The sequence below is a fragment of the Shewanella sp. Isolate8 genome (assembly GCF_022398495.1).
Lineage (GTDB): Bacteria > Pseudomonadota > Gammaproteobacteria > Enterobacterales > Shewanellaceae > Shewanella > Shewanella aquimarina.
In genome coordinates this window covers 454,810-473,103 of the sequence record NZ_JAKEVI010000003.1, presented here as the reverse complement: position 1 = coordinate 473,103, position 18,294 = coordinate 454,810, and the positions used below count along the sequence as shown (strand labels likewise).

General features: G+C 53.5%; 18 protein-coding genes. 14 read left to right on the top strand and 4 right to left on the bottom strand.

Annotated features, from left to right (window positions below):
• Nucleotides 1-166 precede the first annotated feature (166 nt).
• On the bottom strand, nt 167-1,180 hold the full coding sequence (locus tag L1D43_RS14570) for a M28 family peptidase (RefSeq protein WP_239852672.1): 1,014 nt from the start codon (nt 1,178-1,180) through the stop codon (nt 167-169).
• Between the two features lie 98 nt (nt 1,181-1,278).
• Nucleotides 1,279-4,113, bottom strand: a complete 2,835-nt coding sequence (gene uvrA, locus L1D43_RS14565; protein WP_239852671.1) for an excinuclease ABC subunit UvrA — start codon at nt 4,111-4,113, stop codon at nt 1,279-1,281.
• A 202-nt stretch (nt 4,114-4,315) separates the two neighbouring features.
• On the opposite strand from uvrA, the gene L1D43_RS14560 reads away from it, so the two are divergent.
• From L1D43_RS14560 to L1D43_RS14535, 6 genes are all read left to right on the top strand, one after another.
• A complete protein-coding gene (locus L1D43_RS14560) occupies nt 4,316-5,683 on the top strand; it encodes an MFS transporter (RefSeq protein ID WP_041508337.1) in 1,368 nt (455 codons plus the stop codon).
• Nucleotides 5,684-5,755: 72 nt separating this feature from the next.
• The gene (locus tag L1D43_RS14555; protein ID WP_041508338.1) at nt 5,756-6,418 is read left to right on the top strand and encodes a single-stranded DNA-binding protein; all 663 of its coding nucleotides are present in this window, start codon (nt 5,756-5,758) and stop codon (nt 6,416-6,418) included.
• Between the two features lie 195 nt (nt 6,419-6,613).
• On the top strand, nt 6,614-7,603 hold the full coding sequence (gene dusA, locus L1D43_RS14550) for a tRNA dihydrouridine(20/20a) synthase DusA (RefSeq protein ID WP_239852669.1): 990 nt from the start codon (nt 6,614-6,616) through the stop codon (nt 7,601-7,603).
• A 286-nt stretch (nt 7,604-7,889) separates the two neighbouring features.
• Nucleotides 7,890-8,168, top strand: a complete 279-nt coding sequence (locus tag L1D43_RS14545) for a hypothetical protein (RefSeq protein ID WP_239852668.1) — start codon at nt 7,890-7,892, stop codon at nt 8,166-8,168.
• Between the two features lie 197 nt (nt 8,169-8,365).
• Complete coding sequence (locus tag L1D43_RS14540) at nt 8,366-8,572, top strand: PspC domain-containing protein (RefSeq protein WP_011864344.1); 207 nt, start codon at nt 8,366-8,368, stop codon at nt 8,570-8,572.
• Nucleotides 8,573-8,590: 18 nt separating this feature from the next.
• Nucleotides 8,591-8,950, top strand: a complete 360-nt coding sequence (locus L1D43_RS14535; RefSeq protein WP_239852666.1) for a hypothetical protein — start codon at nt 8,591-8,593, stop codon at nt 8,948-8,950.
• 15 nt (nt 8,951-8,965) lie between these two features.
• Here L1D43_RS14535 and L1D43_RS14530 read toward each other — a convergent pair whose 3' ends face one another.
• Nucleotides 8,966-9,703: an enoyl-CoA hydratase gene (locus tag L1D43_RS14530; protein WP_239852665.1), complete on the bottom strand. Its 738-nt coding sequence runs from the start codon at nt 9,701-9,703 to the stop codon at nt 8,966-8,968.
• Between the two features lie 17 nt (nt 9,704-9,720).
• On the opposite strand from L1D43_RS14530, the gene L1D43_RS14525 reads away from it, so the two are divergent.
• The 3 genes from L1D43_RS14525 to L1D43_RS14515 are packed head-to-tail and all read left to right on the top strand — an operon-like array spanning nt 9,721 to nt 11,953.
• Nucleotides 9,721-10,221, top strand: coding sequence for a copper chaperone PCu(A)C (locus L1D43_RS14525; protein WP_239852664.1), 501 nt, complete (start codon nt 9,721-9,723; stop codon nt 10,219-10,221).
• Between the two features lie 12 nt (nt 10,222-10,233).
• Complete coding sequence (locus L1D43_RS14520; RefSeq protein ID WP_239852663.1) at nt 10,234-11,205, top strand: DUF2333 family protein; 972 nt, start codon at nt 10,234-10,236, stop codon at nt 11,203-11,205.
• Between the two features lie 4 nt (nt 11,206-11,209).
• Entirely contained in the window at nt 11,210-11,953 is a 744-nt protein-coding gene (locus tag L1D43_RS14515; protein ID WP_239852661.1) for a TIGR04219 family outer membrane beta-barrel protein, read from the top strand.
• A 67-nt stretch (nt 11,954-12,020) separates the two neighbouring features.
• Here L1D43_RS14515 and tolC read toward each other — a convergent pair whose 3' ends face one another.
• Nucleotides 12,021-13,346 carry an outer membrane channel protein TolC gene (tolC, locus tag L1D43_RS14510; RefSeq protein WP_239852659.1) on the bottom strand — a complete coding sequence of 442 codons (1,326 nt, stop codon included), beginning with the start codon at nt 13,344-13,346 and terminating at the stop codon, nt 12,021-12,023.
• A 284-nt stretch (nt 13,347-13,630) separates the two neighbouring features.
• On the opposite strand from tolC, the gene nudF reads away from it, so the two are divergent.
• The 5 genes from nudF (at nt 13,631) to parE (ending at nt 18,267) form a co-directional block, all read left to right on the top strand.
• Complete coding sequence (gene nudF / locus L1D43_RS14505) at nt 13,631-14,239, top strand: ADP-ribose diphosphatase (RefSeq protein WP_239852658.1); 609 nt, start codon at nt 13,631-13,633, stop codon at nt 14,237-14,239.
• Nucleotides 14,236-14,682 (top strand): DUF1249 domain-containing protein, encoded by a 447-nt coding sequence (locus L1D43_RS14500; protein WP_011864352.1) that lies wholly within the window; start codon nt 14,236-14,238, stop codon nt 14,680-14,682. Before nudF ends, L1D43_RS14500 begins: the two co-directional genes overlap by 4 nt.
• Before the next feature lie 9 nt (nt 14,683-14,691).
• Nucleotides 14,692-15,531, top strand: coding sequence for a 3',5'-cyclic-AMP phosphodiesterase (gene cpdA, locus L1D43_RS14495; protein ID WP_239852656.1), 840 nt, complete (start codon nt 14,692-14,694; stop codon nt 15,529-15,531).
• Between the two features lie 222 nt (nt 15,532-15,753).
• Nucleotides 15,754-16,332, top strand: a complete 579-nt coding sequence (locus tag L1D43_RS14490) for a YqiA/YcfP family alpha/beta fold hydrolase (RefSeq protein ID WP_239852654.1) — start codon at nt 15,754-15,756, stop codon at nt 16,330-16,332.
• Nucleotides 16,333-16,380: 48 nt separating this feature from the next.
• Nucleotides 16,381-18,267: a DNA topoisomerase IV subunit B gene (parE, locus tag L1D43_RS14485; protein WP_041508348.1), complete on the top strand. Its 1,887-nt coding sequence runs from the start codon at nt 16,381-16,383 to the stop codon at nt 18,265-18,267.
• Nucleotides 18,268-18,294: the final 27 nt, after the last annotated feature.

Below are 18,294 nucleotides of genomic sequence, written 5' to 3'. Positions count from 1 at the left end.
TTCCCGCACCGAAAACGAATCAGTAAGCCGATTATTATAACAGTAAGCCAGATATCTTTCCACCACCTGGCATAATTTTCGCAGTAAACCCAGATGTCGTTAATTTAACCACTTAGTTAACAGTGGGTTATATTTTTCAAAAATACAAAAATCCCTGTGGTTTGTATTAGTTATTCAAGAGATAAGTGTCAATTATTAATAGTTTATAGGCGGTTTCCGTAACAGCGGCCAGAAAATTAACATCTATCTTGCTCGCCTCGTCACTGGGCTGGTGATAATCCTTGTGGGGCGGGACGCCGAAGTAGAGCCAGGGGATACCTGCCTGATGAAAAGGATAATGATCTGAAGCTCTTAACCAATCGACCCTCTGTAGTGTCTTGCCCGCTTCCGGGGGATGATTGGCGCGAATACAAAGATCTACCGTCTGCTCCAGTTGGGCCTTTATCTGCTGGAACTGACTGAAGCCACGGCGCCCCTCTAGGTAGATGCGGGCGTTGCGCGCCGGTCGGCCTATCATGTCGAGGTTAATCATTAACTCAATCTGACTGGCCTTGAGTGGGGCACCGGGCGTCAGCAAGCCATCCACGAAGGCCTTGGAGCCATATAGACCGGGCTCTTCGGCATCGGTAGCGATAAACATCAGGTTGGTATCTCTTGCTCGGCTCATGCTATGGGCGGCGATCTCCAAGAGGGCGGCGATGCCCGAGGCGTTATCGTCTGCGCCGTGATAGAGCTTGTGTCCTTGCTTGCCCAGGTGATCATAATGGGCCGCTACGACTCGCCAGCGATCGCTCGGGCGGCTTGCGGGCAGTATGCCGATGACATTGGTGCCCAGGCGAGTACCGAATTGATAGTCATATTCAAAATCGTGATTGAAATGTCCCTGCCAGGGAGTGAGACCCGACTGTCGCATCTGGCTCATTATGTAGTCTCGGGCCAGGGCGGCGCCGTCTGTGCCTGTCTTGCGGCCGGTGAATTGGTCGCTGCTGAGGGTCTCGACATGGGAAAACAGCCGCGCTTGATTGCTCCACACGAGTCGATAGTCATCGCCGCAGCGCCTATCGTTCGGGCTCTCGGCGCAGCCTAGTAGAATCAGCGAGAGCAGGCCTAGGGAGAGCAGAGCAACAAATAGCGCGGGTCGAGGGCGCCTGATGTCGACAAGTGGATGAGGCGTTTTCAACGAAGACTATCCTTAGGTTCGAAAACTCCTAAGCTACCTGGGTTTGTGCGTGAAATAAACAAAAAAGCCAGCCCGTCGGGGCTGGCTTCTTAAGGCCGTCAGCTTGAGCTGCTCTTTAATAGCGGCTTGAGGAAGCGCGCCGTGTGGGAGCTTGGATGCTCGGCGACCTGCTCAGGTGTGCCGCTGACCAGTATGGTGCCGCCGCCGGAGCCGCCCTCTGGGCCGAGGTCGACGATCCAGTCTGCCGTCTTGATCACATCCAGGTTGTGCTCGATAACCACTATGGTATTACCGTGTGCCTTGAGTCTATGCAGTACGTCCAGTAGCAGCTGAATATCGGCAAAATGCAGGCCCGTGGTCGGCTCATCTAGGATATAGAGAGTCTTGCCGGTATCGCGCTTACTCAGCTCCTTGGCCAGCTTGACCCTTTGGGCCTCACCGCCCGAAAGTGTTGTCGCGCTCTGACCCAGGCCGATATAGGAGAGGCCTACTTCCATCAGGGTCTGTAGCTTGCGGGCGATGGCCGGCACGGCGTCGAAGAACTCCCGCGCCTCCTCGACCGTCATCTCAAGTACCTCGTGGATGTTCTTGCCTTTGTAGCGTACCTCTAAGGTCTCGCGGTTGTAGCGCTTGCTCTTACAGCTATCGCAAGGCACATACACATCCGGCAGGAAGTGCATCTCCACCTTGATCAGACCATCACCCTGACAGGCCTCACAGCGCCCGCCCTTGACGTTAAAGGAGAAACGCCCCGGCTTGTAGCCTCGGGTCCGCGCCTCTTGCGTGGCGGCAAACAGCTCTCGGATTGGGGTAAAGATCCCCGTGTAGGTGGCCGGATTAGAGCGCGGCGTGCGGCCGATGGGGCTCTGGTCGATATCCACCACCTTGTCACAGTGGTCCATGCCGGTGACTTTCTGGAAAGGAGCCGGCTCATCCACCGTGGCGCCGTTCAGCTGGCGATGGGCGATCTTATAGAAGGTGTCGTTGATCAGGGTCGACTTGCCCGAGCCAGACACCCCGGTGACACAGGTAAACAGCCCCACGGGAATGGTGAGATCGACATTCTTCAGGTTGTTACCCGAGGCACCGAACAGCTCGATCACTTTGCTGGCATCGTACTCTGCGCGTTTCTCGCTGATCTGGATCTGCTTCTTGCCCGAGATATATTGGCCGGTTACCGACTGCTCGCAGGCGACGATCTCCTTGAGCGGGCCGTCGCAGATCACCTGACCGCCATGCACCCCGGCGCCCGGGCCGATATCGATAATATGATCCGCCATGCGGATGGCATCTTCGTCGTGTTCGACCACGATTACCGTGTTGCCGAGATCTCTGAGGTGGATCAAGGTGTTGAGCAGACGCTCGTTGTCTCTCTGGTGCAGACCGATGGAGGGTTCATCCAGCACATACATGACACCAACCAAGCCGGCGCCGATTTGGCTGGCCAGACGGATACGCTGGGCCTCGCCGCCGGATAGGGTATCGGCCGAGCGTGACAGGCTCAGGTAGTTGAGGCCGACGTTCACCAGGAAGCCTAGGCGATCGCGCACCTCCTTGAGGATCTTCTCGGCGATCTGTGCCCGCTGGCCGGTCAGGCTCAGCTGCTCGAAGTATTCCATAGCCTCGCCGATAGACCACTCGGTGAGTCTTGGCAGGTTGAGGTCTTCGATAAACACATGGCGGGCCTCTTCACGCAGGCGCGAGCCACCACAGCTGCTACAGGCCTGGGTGTTGATATACTTGGCCAGCTCTTCGCGTACCGCGTTTGATTCCGTCTCGCGGTAGCGTCTGTCCATGTTATTGAGGATCCCTTCGAAGGGGTGGTTGCGCACCACCACGTCGCCGCGATCGTTAATGTATTTGAAGGCTATGCTCTCCTTGCCCGAACCGTGCAGGACTATGTTACGTATCTTGGCGCTCAGTTTCTCAAACGGCGCCTCGACATCGAACTTATAGTGCTCCGCCAGCGAGGTGAGCATCTGGAAATAGTAGAAATTGCGTCTGTCCCAACCGCGGATGGCGCCACCGGCCAGAGAGAGTTCTGTGTTGGTGATCACCCGGTCGGCATCGAAAAACTGCTGCACGCCCAGACCATCACAGGTGGGGCAGGCACCGGCGGGGTTGTTGAAGGAGAAGATGCGCGGCTCCAGCTCCGCCATAGAGTAACCACAGTGGGTACAGGCAAAGTTGGCCGAGAACAGCAGCTCTTCACCGTCGCCGTCCATGGAGGCGACCGTGGCGATACCGCCGGAAAGTTCCAGGGCTGTCTCGAACGATTCTGCCAGACGCTGCTGCAGATCGTCACGCACCTTGAAGCGATCCACCACCACCTCGATGGTGTGTTTCACGTGCAGCTCCAGCGCCGGGGGATCGGACAGGTCGCATACCTCGCCATCGATACGGGCGCGGATAAAGCCCTGGGCCGCCAGGCTGTCCAGCAGCTTGACGTGCTCGCCCTTGCGGTCGTTGATCACTGGGGCCAGCAGCATCTGTCGGCTGCCTTCTGGCAGGGTGAGTACCTTGTCGACCATCTGGCTGACGGTCTGGGCCGCCAATGGTTGGTTGTGAGTCGGACATCTAGGCTCGCCCACACGAGCAAACAGCAGACGCAGGTAGTCGTAGATCTCTGTGATGGTGCCCACGGTGGAGCGTGGGTTATGGGAGGTCGATTTCTGTTCGATGGAGATCGCCGGACTCAAGCCCTCGATATGATCCACATCAGGCTTCTCCATCAGGCTGAGGAACTGGCGCGCGTAAGCCGACAGAGATTCGACATAACGACGCTGTCCCTCGGCGTAGAGGGTATCGAAGGCGAGTGAGGATTTTCCCGAACCCGACAGGCCAGTGATCACAATAAGCTTATCTCTGGGGATCGTCAGGTTGATGTTTTTGAGATTGTGGGTGCGGGCGCCACGAACTTCAATCTTGTCCATCTGTCTCTCTGAATGTGCCGAAAAAGAGACTGATTATCGCATAAAAATTGAGTCAGGTCATAGAAAAGCCCAGCCTGTGATCTAGCCATGGGGGGAGGGCAATTGCGCATTTTGCTCGCATCTTCAACTTTTCTTTTTGAGCTATTTCTCCGCTTCGTGATAAACTGCGCGACTTATTTATGAATACAGATCAGGGCGAATAATGGCCAATAATGGACTGTCTAAGACTGAGAAAAGAGTCGCGTTTTCACTAGCCAGTGTATTTGGGCTACGCATGATGGGCTTGTTTATGATCATGCCTGTCTTTGCGTTGTACGGACAACACCTTGAGGGATTCTCTCCCCTGTGGGTGGGGATTGCCATCGGGGCCTATGGCCTAACCCAGGCCATCTTGCAGATCCCCATGGGGATCCTATCGGACAAATATGGCCGCAAGCCTATCATTCTCATCGGTCTGGCCCTGTTTGCGCTGGGCAGCCTGCTGGCCGCCTCGGCCGATTCAATCTATGGCGTCGTTGCCGGACGTGCCCTGCAGGGGATGGGGGCAATTGCCGCCGCCGTGTTGGCGCTGGCCGCCGACCTGACCCGTGACGAGCAACGCACTAAGGTAATGGCCATCATAGGCATGTGCATCGGCTTCTCCTTCGCACTTTCTCTGCTGGTGGGCCCTATCGTGGCCGAGCATCTTGGCCTGTCGGGTCTGTTTGCCATGACAGCTGGTCTCGCCCTGCTGGGGATGGTGATAGTGCAGCTGCTGGTGCCTAACCCCATAGGTCAGGCGCCCAAAGGCGATACTGTCGCGGCGCCGGCTAAGCTCAAGGCGATGCTCACCGATCCTCAGCTGTTTCGACTGGATGCGGGTATCTTCATCCTGCATCTGGTGTTGACCGCCGTGTTTGTGGCGCTGCCGCTGGATCTGGTCGATGCGGGCCTGGCGAAAGAGAAACACTGGATGCTCTATTTTCCCGCCTTCGTGGGGGCCTTCTTCCTCATGGTGCCGCTTATCATCATTGGGGTGAAGAAGAAAAACACTAAGGCGACCTTTCAGATTGCGCTGCTGATCATGATCGCCGCCTTGGCCGCCATGGCGCTGTTTGCCAATAGCCTGGTGGTGCTGAGCGTTGCCGTGGTGCTCTTCTTTACCGGCTTTAACTATCTCGAGGCATCGCTGCCGAGCCTGATCGCCAAGTTCTGCCCAGTGGGCGACAAGGGATCGGCCATGGGGGTCTACTCTACCAGTCAGTTCCTAGGCGCCTTCTGTGGCGGCCTGTTAGGCGGTGGTGCCTATCAGCTGCTGGGGGCGGCGGGTGTCTTTACCGTGGCGCTCGGTCTGATGTGCCTCTGGTTATTGCTGACATTCGGTATGCAAAACCCGGTTTTATTAAAGAGTTATACCCTGGAAGCCGAGGTGGAAGGCAAGGAACAGGCCCGTGCCATGGCAACCGAGCTGTCGCAGCTACCCGGCGTGGCCGAGGCCATAGTCGTGCTTGAGGAGAAGGTCGCTTATTTGAAAGTTGATGAGCATTTCGATTTGAGACAGGCGCGAGCTGTGTTAGGCTCTTCCAATTAACAGATCCACGGCCGAATATGGCCGAGCATCTGTACCCAATTTAGATTTATAAGATTATCGCAGGAGATTTCAATGGCCAGTCGTGGTGTCAATAAGGTAATTTTGGTCGGTAACCTGGGGAAAGATCCCGAGGTTCGTTACATGCCAAACGGCAACGCCGTAGCCAACTTTACAGTGGCGACCAGTGAGTCTTGGAAAGACCAACAAGGTCAGATGCAAGAACGTACAGAATGGCACAACATTGTAATGTACCGTCGTCTTGCGGAGATCGCAGGTGAGTACCTGAAGAAGGGCTCGAAAGTGTATCTGGAAGGTAAGCTGCAGACCAGCAAGTGGCAGGATCAGCAGACCGGACAAGATCGCTACAAGACAGAGATCAACGTTAACGAGATGCAGATGTTGGATAGCCGTGGCCAAGGTGGTCAGGGTGGTCAGCAAGGTTATGGCGCGCCGCAACAGCAAAACCAGAACCAGTACGCACCTCAGCAATCTGCGCCGGCACAGCGTCAGCAACAACCTCAGCAATCGGCTCCTCAAGGTGGTTATGGTGCCCAGCAACAGGCTGCACCACAGCAGCAAGGTTATGGCGCTCAGCCGCAGCAGGCACCAGCCTATGCGCCTAAGCCACAGGCCGCACCGCAACAGCAGGCTCCGCAGCAGCGTCCGGCGCCTCAGCCACAACAGAACTTCACGCCGGATCTGGATGACGGTTGGGACGACGATATCCCGTTCTAGGATTAGGTCGACAAATGTTTGCTTAAAACCCTGCCGTGGCAGGGTTTTTCTTTTCTTAGACTCTGCCGCGCTATGCTCTTCTTAGCGCGCGCCGATTGGCGTCATCCCGCGGGAGTGTTCATTTGTTGTCATGCGGTGTAAAATGCGCGCCCAGCCCGAGAGAGGGCGACTGCTAAACTTGGGTTACCCTTATTTATGTCATCTGCCACTATGCCAACTGCTATTAATCGTACCTTCTCCATTGCGCCCATGCTGGATTGGACCGACAGACACTACCGCTATTTCGCGCGCCTGATGTCCTCTGAGCTGCTGCTCTATACCGAGATGGTCACCACCGGGGCGATCATTCATGGCAAGGGCGATTACCTGGCCTATAACCAAGAGGAGCATCCGCTGGCGCTGCAGCTGGGGGGATCAAATCCTGAAGACCTGGCCAAGTGTGCCAAGCTGGCGGCCGAGCGCGGCTATGATGAGGTTAACCTGAATGTCGGCTGCCCGTCGGATCGTGTGCAGAATGGCCGTTTCGGTGCCTGTCTGATGGCGGAGCCAGATTTAGTGGCCCAGTGTGTGGCGGCCATGAATGAGGTGGTCGACATTCCGGTAACGGTGAAGACCCGCATCGGCATCGACGAGCAAGACAGCTATGAGTTTCTCACCGAGTTCGTCGACAAGGTGAGCGCGGCTGGCTGCGACACCTTTATTATTCATGCCCGCAAGGCCTGGTTGCAGGGGCTGAGTCCCAAGGAGAATCGCGAGATCCCCGAGCTTGACTATGACAGGGTATATCGCCTCAAGCGGGATTATCCTCAGCTGAGCATCTCCATCAATGGTGGGGTCAAGACACTTGAAGAGTGCGGCGAGCACCTTAAGCAGTTAGACGGTGTCATGGTGGGACGTGAAGCCTATCAGAACCCTTACATATTGGCTCAGGTGGATCAACAACTGTGCGGTCAGGATAAGTCTGTGCTGAGCAGAGATGCCGTTTTGGAGAATATGATTCCCTATATAGAGAAACATCTAGTGTCCGGTGGTCGCCTGAATCATATTACCCGTCATATCACAGGTTTGTATCAGGGCGAGGCGGGGTCTCGTGCCTGGCGTCGTTATTTGAGCGAGAATGCTCATAAGCCTGGCGCCGGTATCGAGGTGGTCCATCAGGCTAGGGCCAGTATGGATCTTAAATAATTGCTGATTAAATAGAAGCTTATCTCATCATTTTCTAAAAGAGCCGCTGATAACTTAGCGGCTCTTTTTGTCTAAATTTTATACTCATTACTAAAGTTAGTGAAAATTACCAGCCGGTGGTGAAACTCACTATCTTCATCATCTCGTCGTCTTTGCCTTCGCCTAAGTCTTTCACCAAGGTAAACCTATAAATCCTTATTTATCAAATGATTATATTGTTTGCGAAAAGTTGGCACACCCCTTGTATTATCCAAGATGTCATAAACGAAATGGAAAGGAAGACATCATGAACAAGCTAACTAAAGTATCGCTAATCGCCTCTCTACTGGTAGGTGCTAGCTTCTCTGCCTCGGCAGATGACTTTATCCCTACAGATATCACCGCCAAGCTAGAACGTCATTTGGCGACTCAGATGCAGGAGATGATGGTGACCGCTCAGCAAGAGCTGACACTTTCACTGCAGACGCAGCTATCGGAGTCATTATTCGATACCAACCTTAAGCTGGCTGAAACGGCGACTAAGAGTGAAGAGGCGCCAATGAAGAGCGCAATGGTTAAGGAATAAACTGGTTAAGTCATCACTTTGGTTAAGGAATACCACTGATTAGGGAATCATTATGACTTATCTGTTTGAGTTGGCAGCACTGTTACTGCTCCCTGTTTTGAGCTTCGCGCTCTGCGCAACCTTAGTCTGTACCCTGAAATGGCATAAGGTGTTATAGCCGGGGCTCACGATTTTGTTGATAGTGAAGGACACATATTATGAATATCGATGATCTGGTTAGAAGGTTAAAGAATCCCCGCAGCATGGTATGTGGTGTGGCGGCGATGACGGCAGACAAATTTGCCTGGTCTTGCCTGTGGACACGTGTGGTCTGGGCCGTGGCAGCCTTTATGAATCCGGCTTTCGTCTTGTTAGTTTATTTTGTCTTGGCGCTGGTGCTACCGAAATGGAAACCAGGCTACTAGCCTTTTGGGATGATGAGCGTGAAGGGACGTACGAATTTACAAAAAGCGCTGGATATCCTGCTGGCCTTGGGGGTCTTCCTCTTTGTTGCAGCGGTGCTGTTGACGCTAGGACATTATTTTGAAGCGCGTTGGTTTTATATCAGCCTGGAGTCCCCTCAGTGGATCGACATTGGCCTGTGGAGTACGGCGCTGGTCAGTGCCCTGTTATTGATTCTGTTACTCTGGCTCACCCTGGCCTTTAGTTTTATCGCCCTGGTCTCCTCTTTCTGTGTGCTGAGTGCCATCGCCATGTTGTTTGCCGGTTTTTCGCTGTTTTGGCCGATTATTCTCTTATTGCTCGCCGCCTGGGGCGTAGGCCAAGCCAGCCGGGTCGACTAGCCTGGCCCAATTTCTTTATCTGCTCAGGAAGGCGTTAAATTGCGCCTTGGCCTCGTCACTCTGCAGGCGAATGGCAAACTCTTCCAACTCTTTTAGCATCTGCTCTCTTATTGGCGCCTTATCGCCACGTATTAGCCTGCGACTGGCTCTGAGTGCCTGAGGTGGCTTCTTCGCCAGCTTGATGCTTTGGTTCAGGGCATGGCTCATCAATTTATCGCTTGGCAGCAGATCGTTGATAAGCCCTATCGATAGGGCGCTCTGGGCATCGAAGGCCTCACCGAGCAGCAGCAATTCGCTGGCCTTGGCCTGCCCGACCAGACGGGGCAGCAGTAGGCTAGCACCGGCCTCAGGCACCAGTGCTAGGTTGACGAAGGGAAGCTGAAACTTAGCCGTGTTGTCGGCGTAGATGAGGTCGCAATGCAGCAGCAGGGTAGTGCCTATGCCGACGGCCGGGCCGCTGACCGCAGCAACCAAAGGTTTAGTCAGATCCAGCAGGCTGAACAGAAACTTGAATGCCGGATGATCTGGCCCTAAGTCACTATTTTTTAAAAAGTCAGCAACATCGTTGCCCGAGGTGAAACAATCGCCTTCACCTTTGAGGAGAAAGGCGTTAATTCCGTTGTCTGACTCCCCTTGGATAAGGTATTCTGTGAGCTGAGTATACATCTCAAGGTTAAGCGCATTACGTTTTTCGGGGCGATTGATCGTGATGATGCGTACGCCCTGCTCATCCTGAAATTGAATGTTACTCATGGGTCAATAATCCTTATATGGCAAATGGGGTTAAAAAGGAGTTTAAGGCATTGAAACAGATTTTCAAACACGCGTTTAATTTTGTCCTGCTATCATGCACTTCATTTTCCGTATTGGCAAACGTCATGTTTGTCGATGGCTATGTCAGGGCCATGCCGCCGAGCGTGCCCAATAGTGCCGCCTATTTCACCCTGATGAACCACGGGCCTGAGGTCGACCTTGTCGGCGTCGAGACCGAGGTAGCCGCCGAGGCGCAGCTGCACACCCTGGTGGAAGAAGAAGGCGTGGTGAAGATGCGTCAACTCCCCAAATTTACCCTGGCCAGTCACGGCAACCTTGAGCTCATGCCTTCGGGCAAACATGTGATGTTATTGGGATTAAAAAAACCGCTGACGGAAGGACAGGAAGTGGTGTTGAGGCTAAAGTTTAGCGATGGCAGCGAGCAGCAAGTAACGCTGCCGGTGAGCAAGCAAGCGATGGCGACACAAGATGATGGCCAGCACCATCATCACCATTAATGGAGTAAGAGTATGCAGGTAACATGGAAACGGGTCAGCCTGGCGGCGGCCGTCTTATTTTTGATTGGCTATATCATCAGCGTATGGTGGAGTGTAGAGCCAGACAGTATCGAGCCCTATCAGCTCAATAACGAGACGGGTCATAAGATAGTGGGCTACGCGACCACCACCTCTCTGATTTTGACTATGGAAACCCTCCTCGATAAAAACGGCGGCTGGCTGTCCAACGATGTGATGCCGCCTTCGCTGTTTATGGATAACATGCCGGCCTTCGAGTTTGGCGCCATCGAGCAGGCGAGGGACCTGGCGCTGATCATGCGCAAGGAATTTAGCCGTTCCCAGTCGCAGTCTACCGCCGACAAAGATCTGCTGGCGGCCCACTCTAAGCTGAATATCGAACACACGAGCTGGTTAGTGCCGAGCGCCGAAGGCGAGTATCGCGATGCCATCAAGCTGCTCAAGCTCTATCGTGCCCGCATCGCCGACACCAATAATCCCGACGCACAGTTCTACGCCCGTGCCGATAACCTCAATGAGTGGCTCAAAGAGGTGCAGAAGCGCCTGGGCAGCATGTCGCAGCGCCTGTCCGCCAGCGTCGGTCAGGAGCGAATCAACACAGATCTCGCCGGTGACACTGAGGCCAGCCAGTCGACGCCTAATCTGGCCAGCCAGGAGATCAAGACCGGCTGGTGGCAGATCGACGATGTCTTCTATGAAACCCGTGGCGCCACCTGGGCACTGTTGAATTTCATGAAGGCTATTGAGGTGGATTTTGCCGACGTATTGAAGAAGAAAAATGCTGAAGTCAGCTTGCAGCAGATCATTCGTGAGCTGGAAGAGACACAGCAGCCTGTGTGGAGCCCGATCGTGTTGAACGGATCTGGGTTTGGCATAGTGGCCAACCACTCCTTGGTGATGGCCAATTATATTTCCCGCGCAAATGCCGCGGTGATCGATTTAACTAACTTATTGACTCAAGGCTAATTAGATGAAAAAAACACTACTTGCATGTGCTCTGCTCGGGTCTTTGGCAGCGACGTCTGCACAGGCGGCTACTGTAGTTGGCTTTAAAGTGGGCGGCGACTACTGGAATGCCGACACCGAGGGTACCTTCGCGCAGAAGGGCCAGGCTCAACAGGAGTTTGATTACAGCTCTTCATCTCAGGGTAGTATCTGGGTCGCCATCGAGCATCCTATTCCTTTAGTGCCTAACCTAAAGATCCGTGAAAACCGTCTGGATGCCGACGGCAAGGCGACTCTGGCCGGCGATCGGGTATTTAGCGGCGACGTGACCACGGCGAGCAATTTGAGCAATACCGATTTCGTGCTCTACTATGAGCTGCTGGATAACGACATAGTGGCACTGGATCTCGGCGCCGCCTACAAGAAGATGCACGGCTCTTTCCGCGTACATCAAATCTCGCCATCTGGCGTTGTCGGTGCCTATTCACAAAAAGATCTTAGCGATGGTGTGGTCATGGCTTACGCCAATGCCGAGGTAGGTATTCCAGGCCTGGGTCTGTATGGCTTTGCCGATGTGATGCAGGGCGTCGATGAGAGCAGCGTTTACGATTATCAATTGGGTCTGGGCTGGCAGTTCGACGGCGTGGCGCTCGATACCAAGCTGCGTGTCGGCTACCGTGACTTTAACTTCGACGTGAACAACTTCGATGGTGTGACGGCCAACATGCAGTTTAAAGGCTATTTCGCCGGGGTTGAGCTAGTCTTCTAATTGCTAGTTTGCAGACATAAAAAAAACCGCCATGTTGGCGGTTTTTTTGTGGCTAAAGCCTGATCTCTTACTGACTGACTTCAGGTGCCTTCAGGCCATTGTTGATGGCGATGACATCGTCTTCGCTCAGGGTGCCAGTCGCTTGTTTCAACGCCAGAATAGAGTTGATGTAGCCATAACGGGCATTAGAGAGCTGACGCTTAGAGTCATACAGGTCACGGGTACGGTTGAGTACGTCAACGATGGTACGAGTGCCGACTTCGAAACCTGCCTGAGTTGCCTTCAGTGCGCTCTCAGAAGAGACCACAGATTGCTCATAGGCGCGGATAGAGCTGATAGAGGCACCAACGTTGTTGAAGTTGTTACGCACATCTTTTACTACCTTGCGGTAAGTCTGCTCCATCTTTTCGCTGGCTTCTACGTACTGGTATTGTGCCTGGTTAACTTTAGAGCTGACCTTAAAGCCTTCGAAGATAGGCACGCTCAGTTTCAGGCCCACATTGGCGTTGTCGTAATCGTTCAAATCACCTGTCTGATTCTTCTGATCCAGGTTTGTGGTGTAACCTGCGTTCAGGCTCAGAGATGGCATGTGACCCGCTTTATAGAGCGAGATAGTCTGCTGGGCGATATCTTTACCGATACGCGTCGTTAGCAGATCCACACTGCTGCTTTCGGCCATCTTTAACCAATCATTTGGCTGGGCTGGGCTCGGTGGTACCGCGGTGAAACGCGTGGTGTCCAGAATATCGATAGACTTGTGGTCTATACCAGTGATCTCTCTGAGCGCTTCGTAGCTGTTGATCAGCTGGTTTTCCGCCAGAATTTCCGATGCTCGGGCCAAGTCATACTGGGCTTGGGCTTCGTGTACGTCTGTGATCGCGGTGAGACCCACGGCAAAACGTTGCTTGGTCTGCTCGAGCTGACGCTCGATGGCGCGTTTTTCCGCACCCTTGAATTCGTAGTTATCTTTCGCGGCTAAGACGTCGAAATAGGCGCTTGTCACGCGAATGATGAGTGACTGAAGTGTCGAGGCATAGGCCGCGTCGGCCTGTGAGGCCGCCAGCTCAGCAAGATCGAGTCCAACCCAGGCGCTGTGATCATAGATCACCTGATTGAGTGACACTCCAGCATCGAGTCCGCTGTTGTACTTGTCATCATCAATATTGGTCCAGCGCTTTCCATAGCCTACGCTGGCGCTGATGGTAGGTAGCAAGGGAGCGCGGTTCTCTTCGATCTGCTCGTAGAGACGGTCACGCTGAGCTTGTGCCTGTAGTGCAATAGGATCGTTGGTGAGAGCCTGCTGATATATCTGCAGTAGATCGTCGGCATGCACGGCAGAAGTCGTTGCCGCGAGAGTCAACGCTGCACATAAGGTGCGGATCTTAAATTTCATTAGCTGTCCTTTTTTAGACATAAATACTCCTAGGCGGAGCCATTTACTTAATAAAGTTAAGTGATGCTTCAGCGCAATTCATTTGCGCGAAGCGGTTTGCGCTTCCCGACGCTTCCCGATACATCTAAACTTATTAAGGTTAAGATATTAAGAAATTAACCATTTTTAAGTCAACAAGGAAGTGTAACAGTTTTTAACGGTAAATCTGCATTTTTTAATGGTCTACATGATATATTGAGAGCCCCTGGGGATAAGCAATTACTAACTGAGTCGCGGGATGAGTCATGAGTCAGAAATTCACCAAAGATGACGTACAGATGCTGGGAAAACGAACCCTGTTTCAGGGTTTTTTTCGTATGGAAGAGTACAGATTCAAACATAGGCTGTTTGCCGGTGGCTGGAGCCAGGAAGTGGTGCGTGAGGTGTTCGAGCGCGGCCACGCCGTGGTCGTGCTGCCCTATGACCCCGTGAGTGACAAGGTGGTGCTGATTGAGCAGATACGCATTCCCGTGGTTGACGCGGCGCCCACGCCTTGGTTGCTCGAGTTAGTGGCTGGCATGATAGAAGAGGAGGAGTCGGCCGAGCAGGTGGCTCATCGTGAGCTGCTTGAGGAGTCAGGCCTGGTGGCCAGCGAGATGCACTACATCAGCCAATATTTTTCCAGCCCCGGCGGTACCAGCGAGCGATTCGATTTCTACTGGGCACGGGTCGATGCCAGTCAGGCCGATGGCCTGCATGGCCTGGACGATGAACATGAAGACATTAAGGTACATGTGATGCCGCGTGAGGCTGCCTATCTGTTGCTGTGTGACGGCACTATCAACAACGCCTCCACTGTGATCGGTCTGCAGTGGCTACAGCTGCACCATCAAGATCTAAGGGCGGCTAAGTGAGCCTGTCGTTAAATAAGAGAAAGCCCGACTACCAGGCAAACGTGAGTCGTTTTCTCGCCTTGTGCAGTCGCAACTATTTCAATATATTACGCTGGCTACCCGCGGGGTATGAGCAAGGACAGTCATGGCAGGTCGAAGGAGACTTTGGCTGCCTCGAGGTTAAGCTGCTGGAAAATACCCAATATACCCAATTAATTGAGATCTCCCGCCCGCTAAAAATCGCGCAATACGTTGATACTCCTAAAGTTGTAGTACGTGTTTACCATGACGCTAAATTAGCAGAAGTGTTAACTAGTCGACAGATTTATCGATTAAGACCAGTATATGATTATCCAAATATACGTATGTACCATAGAGATGAAAAGTATCAGGTAAATGCTTTTCTTGAAGAGTTACTCAAGATTGACAACCATGCCCGCATCATTTGTCAGTCCGAATCTTAGGGTTTTAATGTGCTAAAAGAGGCTATCTCTTATTCCATCGATCATGATGAGAGCGTAAAGCTGGTCCAGGTGACGGACCCTCATCTTTTTGCCGATCCCGAGGCGCAGCTGCTGGGTGTGAATACCGCACATAGTTTAGATGCTGTATTGAACACCATTAAGGCCGTTGAGTATCCGGCACACCTCTTGTTGGCGACTGGCGACATTAGCCAAGATTATTCCAATCAGTCTTACCATAACTTCGTTGCGGCGATTGAAAAGTTAAACCTTCCTTGTCATTACCTGCCGGGCAATCACGACGATCCACGCATCATGCATCTGCATATGCAGGGCCCCAGGGTCTATGGCGATAGGCGCATCCTGGTGGGAAAGTGGCAGATCATCATGCTGGACTCCACCGTTAGGGGAAAACCTGGCGGGCATATGGCCGACAGTGAGATGGAGTTGATTGAGGCGGCGGTGGCGGCTCATCCCGAGCTACATACCCTGTTGGTGATGCACCACAATCCGATTCTGGTGGATTGCAAATGGTTGGATCAACACTGCATGGACAATGGTGACGCATTTCTCGACAGAGTCACGGCCATGCCTCAGGTCAAGGGCCTGTTATGGGGCCATGTACATCAGAGTCTGGATCAGAATTATCAGGGCAAGAGTGGCCCGGTTAAGCTGATGGCTACGCCTTCGACCTGCATCCAGTTTAAGCCCAAGTCTCCCTATTTCGCCCTCGATGCCCAGCAACCCGGTTATCGCCTGCTTGAATTAAGACCAGACGGCAGCATTCAGGCCAACGTCTATCGGGTGCCCGGCAACAAGTTTTCACCTGATCACGACTCCAGCGGTTATTAGGCGGCCATCTTGGTTACCCTGTTAGGCAGGCAGTTTGCTAAGCATCGATGGGTTAATATTTGGTTAATTGCCGCGTGGATGATAGCATCTGATTGCCCGACGCGAGGTGGAGAGACTAAGCGACTGAAACTAAGCGGCAGAGACTAGGTTCAGCGCCGTTCTGGCCGGTAAGCCGTCGTGTAAGGGATACATCGCCTTTTTATCATTCACTGCCGAGGACATATGCTGCTCTATATTCATGGATTCAATAGTTCACCGCACTCAGATAAAGGTGTGGTCACTGCCAAATATATTGCCAAGCATTTTCCTGATATCAATTTCGTACAACCTCAACTCCCCGCCACGCCAATGGCAGCCATGGCACTGCTGACAGATTTGGTCGAGCAGGCGCTGGCACGTGGGGAGCGCCTCGGCTTTATCGGCTCTTCCCTTGGCGGCTATTTTGCGAGTTATCTGGCGGAGCACTATGGCGGACGAGCCGTGCTGGTTAATCCTGCGGTGAAACCCTTCGAGCTGTTTGATGAGTTCCTCGGTCCCCAGTACAATCCCTACACAGAAGAGGATTATCAGATTCTCCCCGAGCACAAGTTAGAGGTGGCGCAATACGATACGCCGGCCATCTCACATCCCTATCGATTCTTGGTGCTGCTGCAGTCAGGGGATGAGGTGCTTGATTATCGGCAAGCCGTGAATAAATACCAATGTTGTCAAATGCTCATCGAGGCGGGAGGCGATCATAGCTTCGTCGGCTATGAGCAGCAGATGCCAGGGATCTGTGATTTCCTGTTTCTTGACAAATAGACATGTAGGGCCGCAACATGGCCTGAATAACAATATATTGTGTGCGCTATGACTAACCAATACACTTCAGATGCAATTGAAGTCCTCAATGGACTCGACCCGGTAAAACGTCGCCCCGGTATGTACACCGACACCACCCGCCCCAACCATTTGGGCCAAGAGGTGATCGATAACAGCGTCGATGAGGCTCTTGCGGGGCACGCGACCAAAATTGACGTGATACTGCACAAGGATAATTCGCTCGAGGTGATCGACGATGGCCGCGGCATGCCGGTGGACATCCATCCCGAAGAAGGGATACCTGGGGTAGAGCTTATTCTCACCAAGCTGCACGCCGGTGGTAAGTTTTCCAACAATAACTATCAGTTTTCCGGTGGTCTGCACGGAGTGGGGATCTCTGTGGTCAATGCGCTCTCTAATCGCGTCGAGATCACGGTGCGAAGGGGCGGTCAAGTCTATGAGATGGCCTTCGCCCACGGTGACAAGGTAGATGACCTGACGGTGACAGGTACCTGTGGTCGACGCAACACGGGCACGCGGGTCCATTTCTGGCCCACCGCCAGCTATTTCGACTCGGTTAACTTCTCGATTCCCAAGCTTATCTATCTGTTAAGAGCCAAGGCGGTACTCTGCCCGGGGCTGCGCATCAAGTTTACCAATAAGCAGACGGGTGATATCGAAGAGTGGTGCTACGAGAGCGGCCTGACCGACTACCTCAAGTCGTCGACCAATGGCGCCATGACGCTGCCTCAGGAACCTTTTATCGGCAGCATGCAGGGCAATACCGAGGCGGTAGACTGGGCCATCACCTGGTTGCCCGAGGGCGGAGACTCCCTCAACGAGAGTTATGTCAACCTGATCCCGACGCCGCTGGGGGGGACCCATGTCAATGGCTTCCGTCAGGGACTGCTGGAGGCGATGCGCGAGTTCTGTGAGTTTCGCAACCTGATCCCCAGAGGGATCAAGCTATCACCCGAAGATATCTGGGATCGCAGCAGCTTTATCCTGTCGATCAAGATGCAAGACCCTCAGTTTGCCGGACAGACCAAAGAGAAACTCTCCAGTCGTCAGAGCGCGGCGTTCGTATCGGGTGTCGTCAGAGACGCCTTCAGCCTTTGGCTCAATACCCATACGGATCAGGCAGAGGCCCTGGCCGAGATGTGTATCAGCAACGCCCAGAAACGCCTGAAGGCGGCTAAGAAGGTGGCGCGTAAGAAGGTCACTTCTGGCCCTGCACTGCCGGGTAAGCTGACCGATTGTAGCGGCCAAGACCCAATGCGAGGCGAACTCTTCCTGGTGGAGGGGGACTCGGCAGGCGGCAGTGCCAAGCAGGCGAGGGATCGTGAATTCCAGGCGATCATGCCGCTGCGGGGGAAGATTCTTAATACCTGGGAGGTGGAGGCCTCGCAGGTGCTGGCCTCTCAGGAGGTGCACGACATCTCGGTCGCTATAGGTTGTGACCCGGACAGCAACGATATCTCCGAACTCAGATACGGCAAGATCTGTATCCTGGCCGATGCCGACTCGGATGGTCTGCATATCGCCACCCTGCTGTGTGCCCTGTTTATGAAGCACTACAAGGTGCTGGTGGAGAAGGGACACATCTATGTGGCCATGCCGCCGCTGTTTAGGGTGGATGTGGGCAAAGAGGTGTACTACGCCCTGGATGAAGCCGAGAAGCAGGGGATCTTAGATCGCATCACTGCCGAGAAGAAGAAGGGTAAGGTGCAGGTGACCCGATTCAAGGGGTTGGGTGAGATGAACCCGCTGCAGCTGAGGGAGACCACCATGGATCCCAACACCCGAAGACTGGTACAGTTAACCATAGATGATGCCGAGGATACCCTGGCCATCATGGACATGTTGCTGGCCAAGAAGCGTTCTGGCGATCGTAAGACCTGGCTTGAAACCAAAGGCGACTTAGCCCAGCTATAGCTATGTCATTAAAATAAAAAGATAAAT

Bases quoted from the DNA above. Each gene is read 5' to 3' on its own strand.
- uvrA (WP_239852671.1), bottom strand. From the start codon at position 4,113: ATGGACAAGATTGAAGTTCGTGGCGCCCGCACCCACAATCTCAAAAAC.
- L1D43_RS14560 (WP_041508337.1), top strand. From the start codon at position 4,316: ATGGCCAATAATGGACTGTCTAAGACTGAGAAAAGAGTCGCGTTTTCA.
- L1D43_RS14555 (WP_041508338.1), top strand. From the start codon at position 5,756: ATGGCCAGTCGTGGTGTCAATAAGGTAATTTTGGTCGGTAACCTGGGG.
- dusA (WP_239852669.1), top strand. From the start codon at position 6,614: ATGTCATCTGCCACTATGCCAACTGCTATTAATCGTACCTTCTCCATT.
- L1D43_RS14545 (WP_239852668.1), top strand. From the start codon at position 7,890: ATGAACAAGCTAACTAAAGTATCGCTAATCGCCTCTCTACTGGTAGGT.
- L1D43_RS14540 (WP_011864344.1), top strand. From the start codon at position 8,366: ATGAATATCGATGATCTGGTTAGAAGGTTAAAGAATCCCCGCAGCATG.
- L1D43_RS14530 (WP_239852665.1), bottom strand. From the start codon at position 9,703: ATGAGTAACATTCAATTTCAGGATGAGCAGGGCGTACGCATCATCACG.
- L1D43_RS14525 (WP_239852664.1), top strand. From the start codon at position 9,721: ATGGCAAATGGGGTTAAAAAGGAGTTTAAGGCATTGAAACAGATTTTC.
- L1D43_RS14520 (WP_239852663.1), top strand. From the start codon at position 10,234: ATGCAGGTAACATGGAAACGGGTCAGCCTGGCGGCGGCCGTCTTATTT.
- L1D43_RS14515 (WP_239852661.1), top strand. From the start codon at position 11,210: ATGAAAAAAACACTACTTGCATGTGCTCTGCTCGGGTCTTTGGCAGCG.
- tolC (WP_239852659.1), bottom strand. From the start codon at position 13,346: ATGAAATTTAAGATCCGCACCTTATGTGCAGCGTTGACTCTCGCGGCA.
- nudF (WP_239852658.1), top strand. From the start codon at position 13,631: ATGAGTCAGAAATTCACCAAAGATGACGTACAGATGCTGGGAAAACGA.
- L1D43_RS14490 (WP_239852654.1), top strand. From the start codon at position 15,754: ATGCTGCTCTATATTCATGGATTCAATAGTTCACCGCACTCAGATAAA.
- parE (WP_041508348.1), top strand. From the start codon at position 16,381: ATGACTAACCAATACACTTCAGATGCAATTGAAGTCCTCAATGGACTC.